At 68.2% G+C, this 15,029-nt stretch carries 26 protein-coding genes and 1 pseudogene; 1 reads left to right on the top strand and 26 read right to left on the bottom strand.

The features are described 5' to 3' along the window. Positions 1-54: 54 nt before the first annotated feature. The 8 genes from OG884_RS18540 to OG884_RS18505 all read right to left on the bottom strand — a co-directional run bounded on the left by OG884_RS18540 (position 55) and on the right by OG884_RS18505 (position 5,516). Positions 55-339 carry a hypothetical protein gene (locus OG884_RS18540; RefSeq protein ID WP_326646624.1) on the bottom strand — a complete coding sequence of 95 codons (285 nt, stop codon included), beginning with the start codon at positions 337-339 and terminating at the stop codon, positions 55-57. Next, positions 336-521: a hypothetical protein gene (locus OG884_RS18535; RefSeq protein ID WP_326646622.1), complete on the bottom strand. Its 186-nt coding sequence runs from the start codon at positions 519-521 to the stop codon at positions 336-338. The genes OG884_RS18540 and OG884_RS18535 overlap by 4 nt, the downstream gene beginning before the upstream one ends. A gap of 40 nt (positions 522-561) precedes the next feature. Next, on the bottom strand, positions 562-1,608 hold the full coding sequence (locus OG884_RS18530) for a DUF5131 family protein (protein WP_326646621.1): 1,047 nt from the start codon (positions 1,606-1,608) through the stop codon (positions 562-564). A 114-nt stretch (positions 1,609-1,722) separates the two neighbouring features. Then, entirely contained in the window at positions 1,723-2,310 is a 588-nt protein-coding gene (locus OG884_RS18525; RefSeq protein WP_326646620.1) for a hypothetical protein, read from the bottom strand. Continuing rightward, a complete protein-coding gene (locus tag OG884_RS18520; RefSeq protein WP_326646619.1) occupies positions 2,310-2,546 on the bottom strand; it encodes a hypothetical protein in 237 nt (78 codons plus the stop codon). The genes OG884_RS18525 and OG884_RS18520 overlap by 1 nt, the downstream gene beginning before the upstream one ends. A gap of 14 nt (positions 2,547-2,560) precedes the next feature. After that, positions 2,561-3,940 carry a replicative DNA helicase gene (locus tag OG884_RS18515; protein ID WP_326646618.1) on the bottom strand — a complete coding sequence of 460 codons (1,380 nt, stop codon included), beginning with the start codon at positions 3,938-3,940 and terminating at the stop codon, positions 2,561-2,563. Beyond that, a complete protein-coding gene (locus OG884_RS18510) occupies positions 3,937-4,533 on the bottom strand; it encodes a hypothetical protein (protein ID WP_326646616.1) in 597 nt (198 codons plus the stop codon). Before OG884_RS18510 ends, OG884_RS18515 begins: the two co-directional genes overlap by 4 nt. After that, positions 4,530-5,516: a hypothetical protein gene (locus OG884_RS18505; protein WP_326646615.1), complete on the bottom strand. Its 987-nt coding sequence runs from the start codon at positions 5,514-5,516 to the stop codon at positions 4,530-4,532. The genes OG884_RS18510 and OG884_RS18505 overlap by 4 nt, the downstream gene beginning before the upstream one ends. Before the next feature lie 212 nt (positions 5,517-5,728). Between OG884_RS18505 and OG884_RS18500 the strand changes: the two genes are divergently transcribed. Next, entirely contained in the window at positions 5,729-5,947 is a 219-nt protein-coding gene (locus tag OG884_RS18500) for a hypothetical protein (RefSeq protein ID WP_326646614.1), read from the top strand. Positions 5,948-5,973: 26 nt separating this feature from the next. Here OG884_RS18500 and OG884_RS18495 read toward each other — a convergent pair whose 3' ends face one another. From OG884_RS18495 to OG884_RS18410, 18 genes and pseudogenes are all read right to left on the bottom strand, one after another. Beyond that, entirely contained in the window at positions 5,974-6,657 is a 684-nt protein-coding gene (locus tag OG884_RS18495; RefSeq protein ID WP_326646613.1) for a hypothetical protein, read from the bottom strand. A gap of 122 nt (positions 6,658-6,779) precedes the next feature. Then, positions 6,780-7,793, bottom strand: a complete 1,014-nt coding sequence (locus OG884_RS18490) for a hypothetical protein (protein ID WP_326646611.1) — start codon at positions 7,791-7,793, stop codon at positions 6,780-6,782. A gap of 17 nt (positions 7,794-7,810) precedes the next feature. After that, the gene (locus tag OG884_RS18485; protein ID WP_326642992.1) at positions 7,811-8,317 is read right to left on the bottom strand and encodes a winged helix-turn-helix domain-containing protein; all 507 of its coding nucleotides are present in this window, start codon (positions 8,315-8,317) and stop codon (positions 7,811-7,813) included. A 197-nt stretch (positions 8,318-8,514) separates the two neighbouring features. Next, a pseudogene (locus OG884_RS18480) lies at positions 8,515-8,760 on the bottom strand (WhiB family transcriptional regulator); the annotation flags it as partial. 44 nt (positions 8,761-8,804) lie between these two features. Continuing rightward, positions 8,805-9,005 carry a hypothetical protein gene (locus OG884_RS18475; protein WP_326642994.1) on the bottom strand — a complete coding sequence of 67 codons (201 nt, stop codon included), beginning with the start codon at positions 9,003-9,005 and terminating at the stop codon, positions 8,805-8,807. A gap of 203 nt (positions 9,006-9,208) precedes the next feature. Continuing rightward, a complete protein-coding gene (locus OG884_RS18470; protein WP_326642996.1) occupies positions 9,209-9,883 on the bottom strand; it encodes a hypothetical protein in 675 nt (224 codons plus the stop codon). After that, positions 9,876-10,211, bottom strand: coding sequence for a hypothetical protein (locus tag OG884_RS18465; protein ID WP_326642998.1), 336 nt, complete (start codon positions 10,209-10,211; stop codon positions 9,876-9,878). The genes OG884_RS18470 and OG884_RS18465 overlap by 8 nt, the downstream gene beginning before the upstream one ends. Positions 10,212-10,307: 96 nt before the next feature. Next, a complete protein-coding gene (locus OG884_RS18460) occupies positions 10,308-11,423 on the bottom strand; it encodes a DNA cytosine methyltransferase (RefSeq protein ID WP_326642999.1) in 1,116 nt (371 codons plus the stop codon). Continuing rightward, positions 11,420-11,755 (bottom strand): hypothetical protein, encoded by a 336-nt coding sequence (locus tag OG884_RS18455; protein WP_326643001.1) that lies wholly within the window; start codon positions 11,753-11,755, stop codon positions 11,420-11,422. Before OG884_RS18455 ends, OG884_RS18460 begins: the two co-directional genes overlap by 4 nt. After that, on the bottom strand, positions 11,752-12,180 hold the full coding sequence (locus OG884_RS18450) for a helix-turn-helix transcriptional regulator (protein ID WP_326643003.1): 429 nt from the start codon (positions 12,178-12,180) through the stop codon (positions 11,752-11,754). The genes OG884_RS18455 and OG884_RS18450 overlap by 4 nt, the downstream gene beginning before the upstream one ends. Further along, on the bottom strand, positions 12,177-12,344 hold the full coding sequence (locus tag OG884_RS18445) for a hypothetical protein (RefSeq protein WP_326646609.1): 168 nt from the start codon (positions 12,342-12,344) through the stop codon (positions 12,177-12,179). The genes OG884_RS18450 and OG884_RS18445 overlap by 4 nt, the downstream gene beginning before the upstream one ends. Next, a complete protein-coding gene (locus OG884_RS18440; RefSeq protein WP_326646608.1) occupies positions 12,341-12,589 on the bottom strand; it encodes a hypothetical protein in 249 nt (82 codons plus the stop codon). The genes OG884_RS18445 and OG884_RS18440 overlap by 4 nt, the downstream gene beginning before the upstream one ends. After that, positions 12,586-12,777 carry a hypothetical protein gene (locus tag OG884_RS18435; protein ID WP_326646607.1) on the bottom strand — a complete coding sequence of 64 codons (192 nt, stop codon included), beginning with the start codon at positions 12,775-12,777 and terminating at the stop codon, positions 12,586-12,588. Before OG884_RS18435 ends, OG884_RS18440 begins: the two co-directional genes overlap by 4 nt. Continuing rightward, positions 12,774-13,331: an HAD domain-containing protein gene (locus tag OG884_RS18430; RefSeq protein WP_326646606.1), complete on the bottom strand. Its 558-nt coding sequence runs from the start codon at positions 13,329-13,331 to the stop codon at positions 12,774-12,776. The genes OG884_RS18435 and OG884_RS18430 overlap by 4 nt, the downstream gene beginning before the upstream one ends. Then, on the bottom strand, positions 13,324-13,695 hold the full coding sequence (locus tag OG884_RS18425; RefSeq protein ID WP_326646605.1) for a hypothetical protein: 372 nt from the start codon (positions 13,693-13,695) through the stop codon (positions 13,324-13,326). The genes OG884_RS18430 and OG884_RS18425 overlap by 8 nt, the downstream gene beginning before the upstream one ends. Next, positions 13,692-14,120 (bottom strand): hypothetical protein, encoded by a 429-nt coding sequence (locus OG884_RS18420; RefSeq protein WP_326646604.1) that lies wholly within the window; start codon positions 14,118-14,120, stop codon positions 13,692-13,694. The genes OG884_RS18425 and OG884_RS18420 overlap by 4 nt, the downstream gene beginning before the upstream one ends. After that, the gene (locus OG884_RS18415) at positions 14,117-14,278 is read right to left on the bottom strand and encodes a hypothetical protein (protein WP_326646603.1); all 162 of its coding nucleotides are present in this window, start codon (positions 14,276-14,278) and stop codon (positions 14,117-14,119) included. The genes OG884_RS18420 and OG884_RS18415 overlap by 4 nt, the downstream gene beginning before the upstream one ends. Next, positions 14,275-14,967 carry a hypothetical protein gene (locus OG884_RS18410; RefSeq protein ID WP_326646601.1) on the bottom strand — a complete coding sequence of 231 codons (693 nt, stop codon included), beginning with the start codon at positions 14,965-14,967 and terminating at the stop codon, positions 14,275-14,277. The genes OG884_RS18415 and OG884_RS18410 overlap by 4 nt, the downstream gene beginning before the upstream one ends. Between the last annotated feature and the right edge of the window lie 62 nt (positions 14,968-15,029).

Below are 15,029 nucleotides of genomic sequence, written 5' to 3'. Positions count from 1 at the left end.
AGGCGTTGAGTTGTGGAGCCCTAAGCCCGTGTCCCGCGACGCGTGCGCGCCGCCCTACGGCATCGCCGGGGGCTCTCCTGAGGCATCTGAGACAAGAGAGGCGAGAGCGACCCCCAACGGGAACACCTCGTCCACGTACTCCAGCGCCACCCGCCACTCCAGCGGGTCAGAATCCACGTCGCTGGCGTTGAGCCAGCGCTCGGCCACGTCCTCGCTCCACTGGGAGGCCGTGGCGTCGTCTCGCTGGATCACCCCGTAGGTGTCGCCAACGCGGACGACCAAGATGGTGCCGTCGGCGGGCTCGGGCAGCAGGTCCGCGAGGTAGTGCTTCGCGCTCATCGGGGATCTCCTTCGTGGTGGGCGTCGACGACATGGCGGGCCAGCCACGGCTTGTCGTCCTCGGGCACAGGGTTGGGGGTGCGGCCGTCGCGTCGGGCGGCCATCCGGTCGATCAGCCGCTCGACGACGGCATCGGGGATGTCGGGGTCGGAGACGACGGCCCACATGTCGATCACAGGCATCGGGGGCCTCCTTCGTGGTGGGCGCAACCATTCGGGGCAGTCACGCGACCACCGCCGCAGCGTGAACCGTCGGGAACTCATCCCATGTGCGGCCATCGAGTTCGCGGCCGGCGGCCTTCTTGCCGACGCGGTGGCAGGTCGCTGCGCCGTTGCGGGCGCCGATGTTCGCCGGACGGTGGCCGCCCTTGAGGTCGGCGTACTGGGCGGTCTTCGCGGTGTGTCTCGTGATGACTTGGGCGCCGAGGGACTCGGGGATGTACTCGCCCCACTGCTTGAAGTGGAACGACACCCCAGAGTGCGCGCATTGGTCGCGGATAGTGCGGGCCCAGTCGGGATGCATAGGCCGCGCTCCGGGGCCGGACTCGCCACCAACAATGACCCAGTCGATGCGCGGGCCAACCGTGAGCGGCTGGGTCACGAGCCCGGTCTCGGTGGTCTCCTCAGGACCCCAGCCAGGTCGGCCGTCGAGCCAGTACGTCAGCTTCGGACGCCCGCCGTACTGGTCGACGGGCCCCCAGAGGTCAACGGGCCCGAGAAGCGGCTCGCAGGACAAGAACCGCACCGCGGCCGGAGTCTCCAACAGCGCCGGGACGCGGATGTCAGCCCACCGCTGATCCTCGACGGAGACCCCGAGCCACACGTTCGGCAGCGGCCACGGCCCGATGTGCACCCACGGCGTGACACCGGTGACGGGCGCCCACTTCCGCAGCAGCGACCGCATGCGGGCGTGCCGCTTCGTGAGGATCATGTATGTGTGCTTCGGAGTTGAGGCCATCGTGGCGAACACCTGGGCGATGAAGTTCTCTGACACCGACTCGTGGAACAGGTCGCTCATCGAGTTCACGAACACGCGGCGCGGCTTGCGCCAGCCGAACGGTTCGTTCAGCGTGCCGCGGTGCTCGGACACTCCGAACCCGGGGCCGCTCGTCTTCGGGTCGCCGTCGCGCTGGTACTTCTCGGCGCCCATGCCCTTGAGTCGCTTGGCCATCGTGAGGGCGTAGCAGTTGTCGCACCCGGAGGAGACACGGTCGCATCCGGTGGTGGGATTCCACACGTGGGTCGCCCACTCGATCTTCGTGTCAGCCATCAGAAGACTCCTTGGAAGTTTGATCTTGAGGGGTAGCGTCCGGAGGACCAGGACGAGACAGCAGCCGATCCACAGGCGCATCCCCAACCTGGGGACAAGTCGGGACAGTCGGGGTCACGGGGACTCGCCATGCTCGAAACGGGCAGAGCGGGCAGCGCGGTAAGCCTCAAGCTGTTTCGCGCTCTCGGAGTCTGTGGTGTCCATGTCGCCGCCCGGCTCAAGCCAGCCCTCGTACCCGAAAGGCACGGGCGTAGCGCCACTGGTGTCGGCGACGCGGAGCGGATGGCCAGGAAAGCCAGCGGGGGCAAGTGACCAGTACGCGTCCCATGGGTGACGCCCCTCGTCTGGAAGTTCCTCCGGGCTTAAGCCGACCCAACACCAGTTACACCGATCACCCTTGGTCTCCGGGATAGGCCCCAACAGCAAGAGGGTTGGGAAGCGTGCCGCAGCCTCCGGCAGATGAAACGCCGCATTGAAAATGAGGTCGTGGTCGAGCTCCTCTTCGCTGCCCTTCACCTCAACCCATGTGCCGGAGTCCACGAAGCGGAAGTCGGGCAGGTAAGGGCGACGATCGACCATGAATCCCTGAGGCTCGTACTCCCAGCGGATGCCGAGCTTGTCGAACAGCACGGCGTAGCGGGCTTCGAGCCGAGAGCGGAAGCGGCATCCGGCGTAGCGGGTTTCGATCGGCTTGATGTTCATCAGCACGCCTCCTGTGATGCAGGGATGAGGGGGTTAATCGCGAGCCGGTACATGGCGGTGAGGTCTTCGACGCGGGCGATCGTGAGCGACAGCCGGTCTCCGCAACTGGCGCACGCCAGGGTGCAGGCACGGTGCGTGCCGCCCTGCTTGGCGGGGCGGTCGCGGACCAGCAACTCCGTGGCCGGCGCCGTCTCACACCACTCGCAGATCGGCCTCGCCGGGGCAATGGTCGTCACAGTGCGCCTTTCGGTTAGACCGCTCGCAGGTGGCCGCGGGTGGGCGTGCCTGACGTGGGGTTGGCCATGTCGACGAACCGGCTGTAGTGGAGCTGGTGGGCGAGCGTGACCGTGCCGCGTTTGCCGCCCCGGTTCTTCTCGATGATCAGATCGACTTCGCCGGCCCGCTTGGACTCCGGCTCGTAGAAGTCCTCCCGGTGCAGAAGAATCACGATGTCGGCGTCCTGCTCCACGGCGCCGCTCTCCCGGATCTCACTCATGCGGGGGATCGCGTCGGCCCTTTGGGTGGGTCCGCGGTTGAGCTGGGCGAGCAACACGATCGGGACACCGAACTCGCGGGCCATGAGCTTCAAGCCGCGGCTTTGGGCGGCGACCTGCTGCTCCCGGATGTCGATCTTCGCTGGGGATTTCAGCAACTGCAGGTAGTCGATGATGACGATGCCGGTTTCGCCGGTCCGCGACAGGCTCCGCAGGCGGCTACGGATGTGCTCCAGAGAGCAGTTCGGGGAGTCGTCGATGATCAGCGGCGACTCGGTGACCCGCCAACTCGCCTTGCTGATCTTCTCCAGCTCGTCCGGCGACACCCGGCGGCCCGTGATGTGGTCGTGCTTGACCGTCGCCTCCGCCGCGAACAGACGCGACAGGACTTCCTTCTTCGACATCTCCAGCGTGAACAGCACCGCCCGCTGCCCATCTCGCAACGCCGCGGACCGGGCGATGTCCACCGCGACCAGGGACTTACCGACCGAGGGGCGGGCGGCGATCACGATGAGCTGGCCCGGCTTGAACGTCGGGATGTAGTCCCGCTCCAAGTCCAGGTACGGCGGAGCAACCCCGACCAACGTGGTGGGCGGGTTCTCCAGCTCGTCGAGGAGTTCGGTGACGACGTCGACCAGGTCGGTGTCGCGGTGCGCATCCCGCCCGGCGGCGGCCTCGTCGATGAGCTTGCGGATCCGGTCGACGTCGGTTTCGGCGTCCCAGTCGGCGCCCTCGGCGACCTGGATGCCTTGGCTGCACGCCAGGTGGATCCTGCGGCGGCGCGCATCGGCGGCGATGCGGCGGGCGTGGTAGGTGACCGACCCGGCGGTGGCCGCATGCTCCATCAGCTTCGCCAGGTACGTGCCGCCTCCGACCCGCTCAGCGTCACCGCGGGCGGTCAGCTCACCGAACACCGAGGCGGGGTCGACGGGTTTGCCGTCGGCCAGCAGCGCCAGCGCGGCGGCGAACACCGACCGGGCGGGGCTGAAGAAGTCTTCGGCGGTTACGAGGTCAGAGGCTTCTTCGAGCGCTGTCTTGGATTGCATGGCGGCGCCGGCGACGGCGATTTCCGCGGCGATGACGGCGTCGCTGGGCGCCCACCGTTCGAAGCCGCTCAGTCCGAGGTCTGTGGTCACTTGGCCCTCCGGCGGTCGTCGCCGAGCATCTTGACCTTGTGGACGTTGTCGGAGATGCGGGAGGCGACACGCTCGCCGAGCAGGTCCCGCAGTTTCCCGGTGTTGGAGGCGACCAGTGTGGGTCGCTGGTAGGACCACCGGGTGTCGATCAGCCCCATGGTGTGGTCGGCGTCCCAGTCGGAGACCCGGATGGAGCCGACGTCGTCCAGGGCGAGGATGTCGGCGTTCGCGAGGTAGTCGAACGCGGCGGTGTCGATGGGCGGGGTCAGGACGCGCTTGAGGTCGTAGGCGGTCTTGATCTCCATGTCGCCGAGGAAACCGCCCTTGATGAGGGTTTCGTGGATCTTCCACAGCGACCAGGACTTGCCGACTCCGACGTTGCCGACCAGCAGCAGGCCGGTCCGGTCGCCGGCGGCGTACCGGTCCGCCCAGGCGGCGATGTCCGGCAGCAGTTCGCCGGGGGCGGCGAACGTCGGCGGGCGCTTGGCGTGGAACCGCTCCAGCCGGGACTGGATCTGTTCTGCCTGCCAGCCTGCGGTGGCGGCGGCGCGGGCGGCGGCGTAGTCGTGGTGCTTGGGATCGGTGGCGTTCAAATGTCGATCTCCATGTCTGCGAGTTCTTCAGCAGTCGGGGTGTGGGAGCGGGCACCGGTCCCGCTGACGAAGCGGGAGTCGCTGGGTTCCTTGGGCTTTTTGGCTGCGGCGTCGCGCTGCACCTGCACGGCGAGGTCGTTCCATCCCGCGGCGCCCATGTTGCGTGCGGCGATCAGCAGTGCCTCGTGATCGGTTTTCTTGTCAGCAAGGAGAGAGCGGGCCTGCTTGCCGACGCGGCTGCGGAGAGTCTCGGCGGGAGCGGGGAGCCCGGCTGCTTTGGCGCCGTCCATGTAGGCGGCGATGACGTCCCCTGCGTTGATCGGCTTGGCCGGATCGCGGCGAGGCGAAGCCGACGCCCCCGAAGGGGAAAAAGATCCACGATCCACGGTCCTAGGTCCTAGATCCAAGGTCGAGGGCTCGATGGGCTCTCGCGAATCCTCGCGAGGACTCGTCGAACCCTCGCGAGAGTCCCGCGAAGGCTCATGGTGATCTGTTGAAGCTTCGCGAGAGTCAGTCGAGGGCGCGGCGGGAGTGGCCGCAGTCTCACGAGGACTCGCAGGGGTGGCGGGATGCTGCGGGCACTCCTCGTCTCCGTGTCGCCCGCAGTAGTCCCGCTCGGGCACATCACTTCGATGGTGAGGACACCGGGGCGCACGCGACTTACTGGCCTTGTCGACCCTCTGGTGCTCGTCCCACGTGACGAAGTGGAGATAGCGCTTGCCGTCGCACCCGACGTACCGGCAGATGGCGTCCACCTGCTGCAGCTCGGCCAACTCGTTGTCCAAGTCAGCGGCCGTGTGGAGCTTCTTCTCCGATCGGACCGCCCAGAGCGCGCCGTTGATGACGGCGGGCTTGTCAGGGTGACGACCTCGGTCGTCGGCCTGGGTGGTCAGACCGTAAAACGTGCGCTCAGCTTCGAGCGACACTTCCGCAAGCGTTTCCGACTGGAACGCTTCCGGCTTGAGACTGCGAATCCGCGCCACTGGCGGGCTCTCCCTTGATGGTGCTGGTGGTGCTCTTACGGGACCGACGGAAGCGGGTTCTGTCTTCGCCAGATCGCCACACCAGTCCCTCGATTAGCTCGGGTGTTCGGTTCTACAATACTTACATCGGAGCATGATGTCACATCATGAACTAACCGCATGATGTAATGGGGAGACGTGACCGCATGACGTGACCGTGAGACCATGAGAACGTGACCCCGAACGAAGAGGCAGAGATGATCGCGGACCTGATCAAGGCAGCGCGGGCCGACAAGCGCGCCGAAGCAGCCAAGGAGCGTGCCCGCCTCACGCTGCGCGAAGTGATCCTCAAGGCCGCCGCCGCCGGCATGGGCACCACGAAAATCACTCGGGCCATCGAGCACCGCTACGCCGAGGGCCACGTCTCGCGCATCGTCAACGGCAAGGCTTGACCTCCCCCTGCTTCTGGTTGAGGGGCTCACCGGGTCGCTCCGCCGACATTCTTTGCCGAGTCTGCGGGCTTCCCCCAGACCAGTTCTGCGTCTACCCAGGCGATGAGGAGATCAAGAAGGTCGGAGCGGTCGATTGGGGAGGCGGACGAGAATGATCCGCCTCCGCCCGGCAGAGCTCCGTACCCGGTCCTCTTCTCCTTGTATGCCTTCTGAACGACAGGCCAGGCGTGCTCTTCGAACCACGCCTGGGAAGGCTCCTCGTGCCGGTCGGTAGTGCGCCACCGGTCCACGGCAAGTGAGCACCAGCGCGGCCGGAGCGTGACCTCAAGGGTCATGTGTCCGCCGGCGGGAGACGGGATGCCGTAGAACCGCTCGCGGCTGTTGCGATACCTGAGGCTGCCGCCCCAGCGTTGCCTGACGGTCTCCTCGATGGCCTCCCATGAGACATGGCCGGAGTCGGCGCTCGGCGGTGACTCCCGCGCCGCCAGGCTCTTCCTGGTGATCAGGATCAGGAAGGTGTGGCCGGGATACCAGAACGACTCGCTCTTGGGCTTGACGCTGATCTGCAGCCCGAGCGCGGCCATGTCCTTGGTGAAGCGTCCGAGGTTGTGGCCGTCGATCTCGTACGGCTCACCGGTGAGGACGTAGCGGCCTTCCTGGTCGAGCCAGATCCGGCCATGGTCAAGCAGGTGGTGATACGGGAGACACACACACGGCCGATGGAAAACGAGGCACCGCTTGCCAGCGACCAACCGCGGGCAGATCCGGGCGGCGGAGGGGCGGACCCCGAGAGCCTCGGCGGCTCGGCGCTCCTGATCACTGTGGTAGTTCGTCACTTTCCGCCTCCGGCGAGGACTCGGAACGTGTCGCGGAACTGGTCGAGCTGCGCCTTGTACTCGTCTCGCTCCCCGCGGACCTTCGTCAGCTCCTCCTCCAACATGGCGGCCATCAGCTCTGCGTCGTCGGCGCGGGTTTCGGCGTCGGAGATGCGTTTGGCGACGGCTTGGAGCATCGTCAGCGGGTCCGCGGCGTCCGCCAGGCCCGCGGCCAGGGCAGGTTCGGGTGTCCTCGGCTTGGGCGTCGCCTTCGCCTTGGCCGCGGTCTTCGTCACAGTCAGTCCTCCGTTGTTCCACTCAGGTCGCACCCACCACACCGGCGGGTTCGCGTTACGCGACTGGCACTTCATATGGCCTGAGCGCTCCAAATACACGGACACGTCTTTGCGGTAGTCGTCCGCCCACTGCGGCATTGCCTCCCGCACCACACGGGCCAGGGCGCCGCGCCACATAACGCCTTGGACCCCGGCATTCGGGTGCGCCTCGTCGCCCTGCTCTGCGGCCAGGCCGCGGATGATGCGCCACAACTCCTGCGCGTCGCCGGCGACGTTCCTCACCGGGGCGGGGATGTCGATGCGGGCGACGTCTCGGATCTTCGGCACCTCGACCTCACTTTCAACTCGGGGGTTCAAATGGGCGAGCACCTCAACGGAGCGATCCCGTAGCAGGCGGGCCAGAGGTTCAGCGTCGAACGGGCCGGACACGGCCAGCAGGCCGCCGCGGACCTCCGCCCGCACGCCCTGCTTCGCGGCGAGCCCCAGCAGCTCCTCAACCGGCATCGCCACGTCGTACTCCTCCTCCACACGGGCGGGCGCCACCGCAGCAGCCATCGGCGCCGGCGGCTCCGCGAGGCGCCGTAGATCAGCGCGCAGGTGAGACAGGCTCCGTCCGGCGCCCTGCGTTGGCACGAAGACTCGGCCGCCGGTTTCCGGGTTCGTCAGCTGCCACTTCCAGCCCTGCAACTCGGTATGCAACCCGGCTTTCCGGGCGTCGCGGATCAGCTGATTCACTTCTTTTCTCGCGCTGTTCAAGACGCCTCCGCCCAGTGGTTCAGCTCGTGCCACGCGGCGAGTTCCCTCATCCGGGTGAGCCCTCCAGGAGCCGCATTCGTGGCGAGGAGATCCTCAGCGCAGCCGTCATGCGGGCACGGCAACGCCAGTCGCCCAGCAGTGACGACCACCTCGTATGCGGCCAACGGGTCCCGTCTGGGGGTGACCGCGTCGGGTTCGAGGCGGTAGCCGACGCCTCGGACGCTGGTGATGTAGTGAGGTGACCGGGGGTCGTCGCCGATCGCCTCGCGAAGCCGAGCGATGTCCAGCTGGATCTTCTTTTGGGATCCGGCGGTCGTGTGTTGCGCGATCTGTGCGTACGTCACCGCGACGCCCACCCGCTCCCAGAGGACGGTGAGGAGCCGGAACTCCACCGGCGGGACGTGGACGTATCGGGCGCCGACCGTGACCCGGCCGGTTTCCACGTCCACGTGAAGCGGCGGGTGCGATCGGCCGAGGTTGGTGTAGAGCATCGGTGCGGTCAAGACGAGGTCACCTCCGCGGCCCGGATCGCCTGACGGCCTCGCCGGCGAATGGACCGCAGTTCGCGATCGCTCACCCTGAGGCGCTCGGCAGCCACGGCCATGGGCAGCTTGCGGCGGTCCATGAGGAGGATGCTCGCCTCGTACAGGCCGGCGTCGCGTTTGCTGAGCTTGCACGGAGCGGGCGTGGGAGGCGCGGTTCGGCGGGCCTCTCGGCGACGAGCATTGGCGCGCTCTTCCTCGCTCATGCCGCCGTAGAGGCCGTACTTCTCCGGACGGGACAGCGCGTAGTCCAGGCACTCGGCCCGAACAGGGCACTGGGCGCAGATCGCCTTGGCCTTACGCTCGCGGACGTCACGCTCGGGCTGACGCTCACCGTCAGGGCCGAAGAACAGCGCGAGGTCCTCGCCCCAGCACTGCGCGTCATCGTGCCAAGACCACGTCAGCCGACGACTCGCGCGGGCGCCGCGGTGCACTCCTGCTTTCGCGCTCACCAGCTGCCTCCCTGCTGCTTGCGGGGAGAGCTCGTCAGATGCCAGAAGATGCCGCACTGGTAGGCGCGCATGCACGCATCCGGGTGCAGGGCACGGCCAGCTCGTTTCGCGGCGCTGCGGGTCTCGTAGGACTTCTTGCCGCACGTGGTGCAGGTGCCGATCTGCAGGCTGAGAGAGGAGATGTTCCAGCTAGTCACCGAGCACCTCCGTGAGGGCATCCGGCACCATCCGGGGCTGTCCGGCAGCATCCTGAGCCATCCGGTGGCCGGCGGCCTCCAACGCTGTCCGAGTCAAAGCAGCGACCGCGGCGACCCGGGAGCGGGCTGCCGAGGGGGCGGACTCGTCAGCTGCGGCGGCTTCCAGGCACGGCAGGTGCGCAGCGAGACGAGCAAGGGCGGCGTCAGGCATGGGCGGTTTCTCTCTGCTTGTCGTAGCGGGCGGCCCGGCAGGCTTCACACGCCTTCTCGCGGCGTTTGCTATGAGCCCGGTACCCGTGCGGAGTGCCGCAACGGATCGGCTTCCGGTCGCGCACCAGGCGGGGCCGGGCGGGCGTTTCGCCTTCCATCCACGCCCGCAGGATGGCCATGCGAGCAGCGGACAGACGTACGGTGAGAGCTGCCCGGGTGATGCCGAGATACTGCTCTGCGGCGGCGTAGGAGCCGGTGGCGGCAACCGCGAGGACCGCGTCGCGCATACCGGGGGTGAGCGTGTGGAACGCCTGGTACAGGCCAAGGCGCTCCACGATCGCCTCTTCGAAGCCGCCGCCGGGCGGCGGATCCCAGTAGGCGGCGAACCGGGGACGGATTCGAAGCTCGCCGGTGTCGATGGCCCACCCGTGCGCGCGAAGCTCCTGGTCCCGGGCGTCAGTAAGAGCCCGCCATCCGGCATGGATGAGGTCGGCGCGTTCCGGCTGCTCCGCGGCCTCGTACAGGGCGGCGACGATGCCGGACCATGCGAGGTGGTAGCGGTCGGCCATCTGCACGAACCCGGCGCCGACCATATGCCAGGACAGGGCTATGCGGGTGCACTGGTCGACGTCGTCCCACGTGTAGCCGTGGCGGAGGTGATCAGACACAGCTGGCCTCCCGGGCGGCGAGTTCAGCGTCCGCCTTCTCGCACTCCTCGTGGCGGGCGCAGAAGTGCATGCCGAACGCGGTGACGCCGCCGGGCGCCCACGCCAGGCACACCAAGCCGCGGGCCAAGACGGCGAAAGTCTCAGCGCAGCCACGGCCTCCGTATAGGAGCACGTCGCCCTGCTCCCCGAGTAGCTGCGCTACGGTGCGGCTGGCGTGCTCGGCGATCTGCTGGGTGCGCTGCTCGTCGTTCATGGCCCGCATCCGGTCGATCTCCAGTGGGACGACGACCGCGAGCATCCCCGCGAGAGGGTGGCGGACCTCAGGCATCCGTAGCCTCCTCAACTGGTCTCTCAGGGCATGTGCGGGAGTGCTCGGCGGCGTTGCCCTCCCACTCAGCGAGAGAGCAGCAGTACGGGCGATCCATCACGCCACCTCCGCGAACAGGTCGAGCTGCGTGGATGTGCAGGCAGAAGCCGCGAGGAGGATCTCTTCGCGGCTGTAGTCGCCGCCGTAGATCGCCGCCAGATAGTCACGGACCGGCGTCTCCCAGTCGATCCCGAGGGCCGTTCCTAGGACGGCGGCGGCGACGGGGGGAGAGACGACGTCAGCGGCCTGGAGGAACTGCTTCGAGCGGCTGCCTTGCCACGGGTAGTCCGCGGGGAAGCCGGTCAGTAGTCCCGCTTGGGATGCGGTCAGTGGGGCGCCGTTTGAGACGCGCTTCCAGCTTCGGGCCTTCTCGGTGAGGCACCAGGACAGGCCGTCGGCGCTGAACTCGTTGCCGCCGGATGTGCGCCGGTTCCCTCGGGTGTTGATCCGTTCCCCTGCTGGATAGCCCAGTGCCGACGCCATCGTGGTCTGGGGGAAGCGTGCTCGCGTTCCCGGGGTCAGGTTCGCCGGCGCGGCGTACCTGCCGCATGTCCACCCTTCCCGGAACGGGAGCCCGTCCAGGTCTGGGGTCTGGTTGCGGGTGGCGATGACGAAGGTTCGGGTCCGGCGGGAGGGCAGGCCGAAGTCCTCACCGTGCAGTGTCAGGACGTTGCACGCTGTGAAGTCATGTGCGGTGGCCAGTTCCGCACACATTTCCTGCCAGATGGGGGTGACACCGGGAACCTGCTCGCAGACCAGCCGCTGAAGGTGTGGGAGTCGGAGCGCGAACCGGACGGCCTCCACCACCAGGGCGGAGCGGACGTCCTGCACCCTGACGTACACGTCGGCCCAAGCGTCGTCAGGGCCTAGTCCGGCCTGGCTGTCGCCGAGTTGCCCGATGGCTTCCAGGATGTGCTGGAGGTCGTTCAGGCCGGTGCGCTTGCCGGAGGCGCTAAAGGTGGGGCAGGGCGGGCTGATGATGGCGTCGGTCGCGCCGCGGAGGCTGTCAGGTTCGAGGTCGGTCACGTTGCCTTGGGTGCGGTGGAACCCTGCGGTGCGGGCGGTGTCGCAGGCGTCGACGTCGATGTCAACGCCGTGGATCGGCTCGGCGAGTCCGAGGATGCGGGCACCCATATCCCAACCGCCAGGGCCCGCGAACAGATCGAGGATCACTTCCCCTCCTTCTCCAGCGCCGCTTGGATGGCTTCCGCCCACTCCTGCGGCACCTGGGCGCGCACCTGGGCCAGGAAGTCCTTCGGGTCGGGCTGGCCGGAGTTGAGGGAGGCGTCACAGATCGCCGACGACTCCCTCACCAGGAAGAGGTGGTCACGGGCGGAGTCCCACCGCCCGGCCTCCAGTGCGGCGAAGGCGCGACCAAGGTGCTCGACCATCGCCGCGAAGTGCTTCGCAGCCTCACGGTCGCGGTGGACATCAGGGACGGCACGCGGCAGCTTGGCGGGGACGAAGTTGTCAGTGGCGTCCAGAACGGCCTGCTCGGGCATCATCCGGCCACCGCCAGCTCCACAGGCTCCAGCACGACCTCGTAGCGCAGCGCCTCCAAATAGCGCTGCACGGACCCCAGGTGGCTGGTCGGCCCGGCGTGGCGCTCCAACGCCCCGACAGAGGTCGCTGATATCTCCATGCGGTCAGCCAAAGCTGCCTGAGACAGGCGGGCAGCCTGGCGCATCCCCTGTAGGTCGGGCAGCGTGTCGAGCAGGTCTCCGACGAGGTGGCCGTCTCGGGTGACGACGAGGCGACGCTCGACCAGGGCGGCGTAGGTGGCGGCGTTGCCGACCGTTGGCCCTCCGCGGCCGGTGTCCCAACGGGTAATCGAGCCCAGGGCGACGCCGGCGGCCTCGGCGACGCGGCGCTGCGGGATGCCGCGGGCGACGCGAAGCTGGGCGAGGCGCTCAGGGATAGGGATGATCACGTCGTCTCCTTCTCAGCGGGTGTGCAGGTGATGGTGGGCTCCACGTCGTCGACCTCTGCGTGGAGCACGGCGGCGAGTACCTCGGCGAGCGGGTCGTCCGGGGAGAGGCGGGCAGCCAGGAAGCCGCCCGCCAGCACCAGGGCGCCGAAGGTCCAGGCGCTCAACGAGGTCTCCACCCGTTGAGTCGGTGGTCGACGACCAGCCCGCCCACCGACTCGTCGTCGAGGTCGGGGTTGTAGTCGGGGTCTGTGAGGAGTTCCAGCGTCGGCCGAGCCGGGACCAGGCGGTCTCGTCGGCGGCGGGCGAGGCGGATCTCGTCGGCCAGCATCGCTCCGGCGAAGGCGACGACGACGGCGCCGATGAGCGCCAAGGGGATGCCGGGGATGAGGAGCCACAAGGGGACGTTCATCGACGCCCCCAGCGGGCCAGGATGAGATGCCACACGCCGGCCGCAGCCGCGAGCACGAGGCTCGCGACGGCGACGTAGACGAACGGTGAGAAGTCCAGGCTGGCGGGCTGCATCAGGCGCAGCACCAGCACACCGAGGCCCGCGGTGATCCCGCCAGCCAAACCGACCACGAAGGGACGGAGCCTCACCTCTCCCCCTCCCCTGCGGCTGCGTGCTCGGTCAGCCATGCGGCGGCTTCGGCGAGGTCGTCGTCAGTGATGCCGAGCCCGTCATCCACGTGGATGATCAAGAAGTCGCCGACGCCTTCGTGGTCACGCAGGTATGCCTCGTCGCGGTCGGTGAGGTAGTCGTCCAACCAGACGAACGGGCGCCCCTTCACCCAGGCGGCGACGTGCGGTGTTTTGTGGCGGACCGGGTCGTGCAGGTGGAGGTGCTGGTTGTCGCGCTCCACCTCGATGACCGGCAGCCCGGGCAGGCCGATCTTCGGGCTGATCTCCCGGTTGGCGTCGTGTTCCCACGTGGTCGCCCATACGAGTTCCGCGCCGGTCTCAGCGGCCACCGCGAGGAGTTTCGGCCCGTGCTCGGGGTTGAGGATCATGTTGTAGGAGCGTCCGCCGGCCGAGCACTTCGTGCGGATCCACTCGGGTCCGGGCTTGCGGAACGGGTTCAAAACTCCATCCACGTCGATCAGGATCAGCGGGCGGATGGCGTCCAGTTCGGACGCGGGCAGGGGCTCAGACATCGGTCGTCTCCGTCGTGGCGGGGGTGTCGAGTGCCTCAGCGAGGACGTCAGCGGGCACAAGGCGCTCGTAGTAAGAGCGGTAGAGCGCGGTGTCGATGTGGCGGACCAAAGCGACCAGGGACGCGCGGATCTGCGCCAGCGCGGCGCGCTCCAGGACGATCGGCGTCTCGTCGCCCTCGACGACGACCGCCCGGAAGTGGCGGACCGTCTCGGCGTCATCCGGCCCGTCCCACCTGGTAACCCGCAGGCTCAGGACGTCGCCCTGTGCGGTCAGGGACAGAGCGGCTTGCAGGTCGTACCGCCACCCGGTGTCCATGCCCATGCAGATGACGTCGGCGAGCTTCTCGGGGGTGATGTCGCTCATGCGGCACCACCGGTGATGTCGTTCCACAACGAGCTGGTCAGCTCGTTGTCCGTCGCCGGATGGACCGTGATCGCCCGGGTCCGGTCCACCGACTCGGCCTTGGATGCCTCGGCGAGGAACATCTCAGCGGCATCGTTGGCATCCACCGGCCCAGCGGGACGGGCCTGTCCGACGTACGGCGCGGGATGACCGTCGACCAGCACCCGGTAGAGGGCGTCTCCGGAGACGGTCGGCAGGATCTGCAGGCCGTGCTCGCGGAGGATGTCCTCCAACGCGTCGGCGTCGGCGTACGGATCGGCGGGCGCGGTGTGGGCGTTCTCGGCGTCGTCAGGCTCTTCCTGCCAGACGCGGAGCGCTGCGACGATCTTCTCCAGCTTCGCCGTGTGGTAGTTCACGCCCTGCTCGGGACTGGTTTCGATGCTCACTTCTGCTCCTGCGGGTACGGGTTACGAAGGGCGGGGATGGGGGCGGTGTCGTCCGACACAGCCGCCGGCGCGGTCACCCGGGCGGGGTGGTGGCGTCCTTTGGGGCGGGGCAAGACCACCGAGGCGAGAGCGGCGAGGAACGCCTCCAAGCGGGTCACCGAAGAGGTCCGGGGGTGTCGCCGAGGTCGGCCACCTGGTTGGGGTCGTTCGTGCAGGACGCGCCGAAGCCGTGCTTGGCGCCCTTCGGCGCGTTCTCCGGGTGCACAGGTTCGCGCCAGACGGGCTCTCCGCAGTTGATGCAGTAGCCATCGGCTGGCCGCTCGGCGTGCGGCGAAAAGGCGCCGCCGAACGCCGCCGCGTGCTCCTGAGGATCGCCCTGCGGGGAAGCCGACAGCGTCTGGTGGAATCCGGTCGGCGCCATGTCCTTCCACGCCGCCGCGTGCGCCGCAGCCTCCAACGGCGACATGCCCGGCGTCCCCGCCACGAGGCGGTCTTGGGGAGGAGGGAGCTGCTCCCCCAACGCGGCCAGAGCAACGGCGTACGCGTCTGCGGCTCCCTGCTCCTGCCCGGCGTAGTGGTCCTGCTGACGCTGCTCCTGGATCAGCATGTCGATGCCCTGGCGCAGGGTCTCCTGCTCCTGGCGGAGCTTCTCCAGGTCCTGGCCTTTGGCGTAGATCTCGGCGCCGAGGTGTTCAGCGGACTCGCGGTGCTGGCGGGCGGCCTTGGTGTGGCGCTGCCATGCGCCCTGGTTGGCCTGCACGACGGTGCTTCGGCCTTCGTCGTTCGGCCACACCACAGGCGGCGCGGGCGGGGTCTGCTGCTTGGGGTCGCCGTCGCGGGGTTTCATGCGGATCTCCGTGGTTCGGGGGTCTGGTTGGATTGGGGGGCGGTCCCGGATCTCCTCGCCTC

The organism is Streptosporangium sp. NBC_01755, from assembly GCF_035917995.1.
In the GTDB taxonomy this organism is placed as follows: Bacteria; Actinomycetota; Actinomycetes; order Streptosporangiales; family Streptosporangiaceae; genus Streptosporangium.
Note: the sequence above shows the minus strand (reverse complement) of the source record. Positions and strands in the feature narration are given on the sequence as shown.

What these genes read in the sequence shown, in the direction of transcription:
- OG884_RS18540 (WP_326646624.1), bottom strand. Translation starts at nt 339, where the DNA reads ATGAGCGCGAAGCACTACCTCGCGGACCTGCTGCCCGAGCCCGCCGAC.
- OG884_RS18535 (WP_326646622.1), bottom strand. Translation starts at nt 521, where the DNA reads ATGCCTGTGATCGACATGTGGGCCGTCGTCTCCGACCCCGACATCCCC.
- OG884_RS18465 (WP_326642998.1), bottom strand. Translation starts at nt 10,211, where the DNA reads ATGCCTGAGGTCCGCCACCCTCTCGCGGGGATGCTCGCGGTCGTCGTC.
- OG884_RS18530 (WP_326646621.1), bottom strand. Translation starts at nt 1,608, where the DNA reads ATGGCTGACACGAAGATCGAGTGGGCGACCCACGTGTGGAATCCCACC.
- OG884_RS18440 (WP_326646608.1), bottom strand. Translation starts at nt 12,589, where the DNA reads ATGAACGTCCCCTTGTGGCTCCTCATCCCCGGCATCCCCTTGGCGCTC.
- OG884_RS18525 (WP_326646620.1), bottom strand. Translation starts at nt 2,310, where the DNA reads ATGAACATCAAGCCGATCGAAACCCGCTACGCCGGATGCCGCTTCCGC.
- OG884_RS18455 (WP_326643001.1), bottom strand. Translation starts at nt 11,755, where the DNA reads ATGATGCCCGAGCAGGCCGTTCTGGACGCCACTGACAACTTCGTCCCC.
- OG884_RS18410 (WP_326646601.1), bottom strand. Translation starts at nt 14,967, where the DNA reads ATGAAACCCCGCGACGGCGACCCCAAGCAGCAGACCCCGCCCGCGCCG.
- OG884_RS18425 (WP_326646605.1), bottom strand. Translation starts at nt 13,695, where the DNA reads ATGAGCGACATCACCCCCGAGAAGCTCGCCGACGTCATCTGCATGGGC.
- OG884_RS18430 (WP_326646606.1), bottom strand. Translation starts at nt 13,331, where the DNA reads ATGTCTGAGCCCCTGCCCGCGTCCGAACTGGACGCCATCCGCCCGCTG.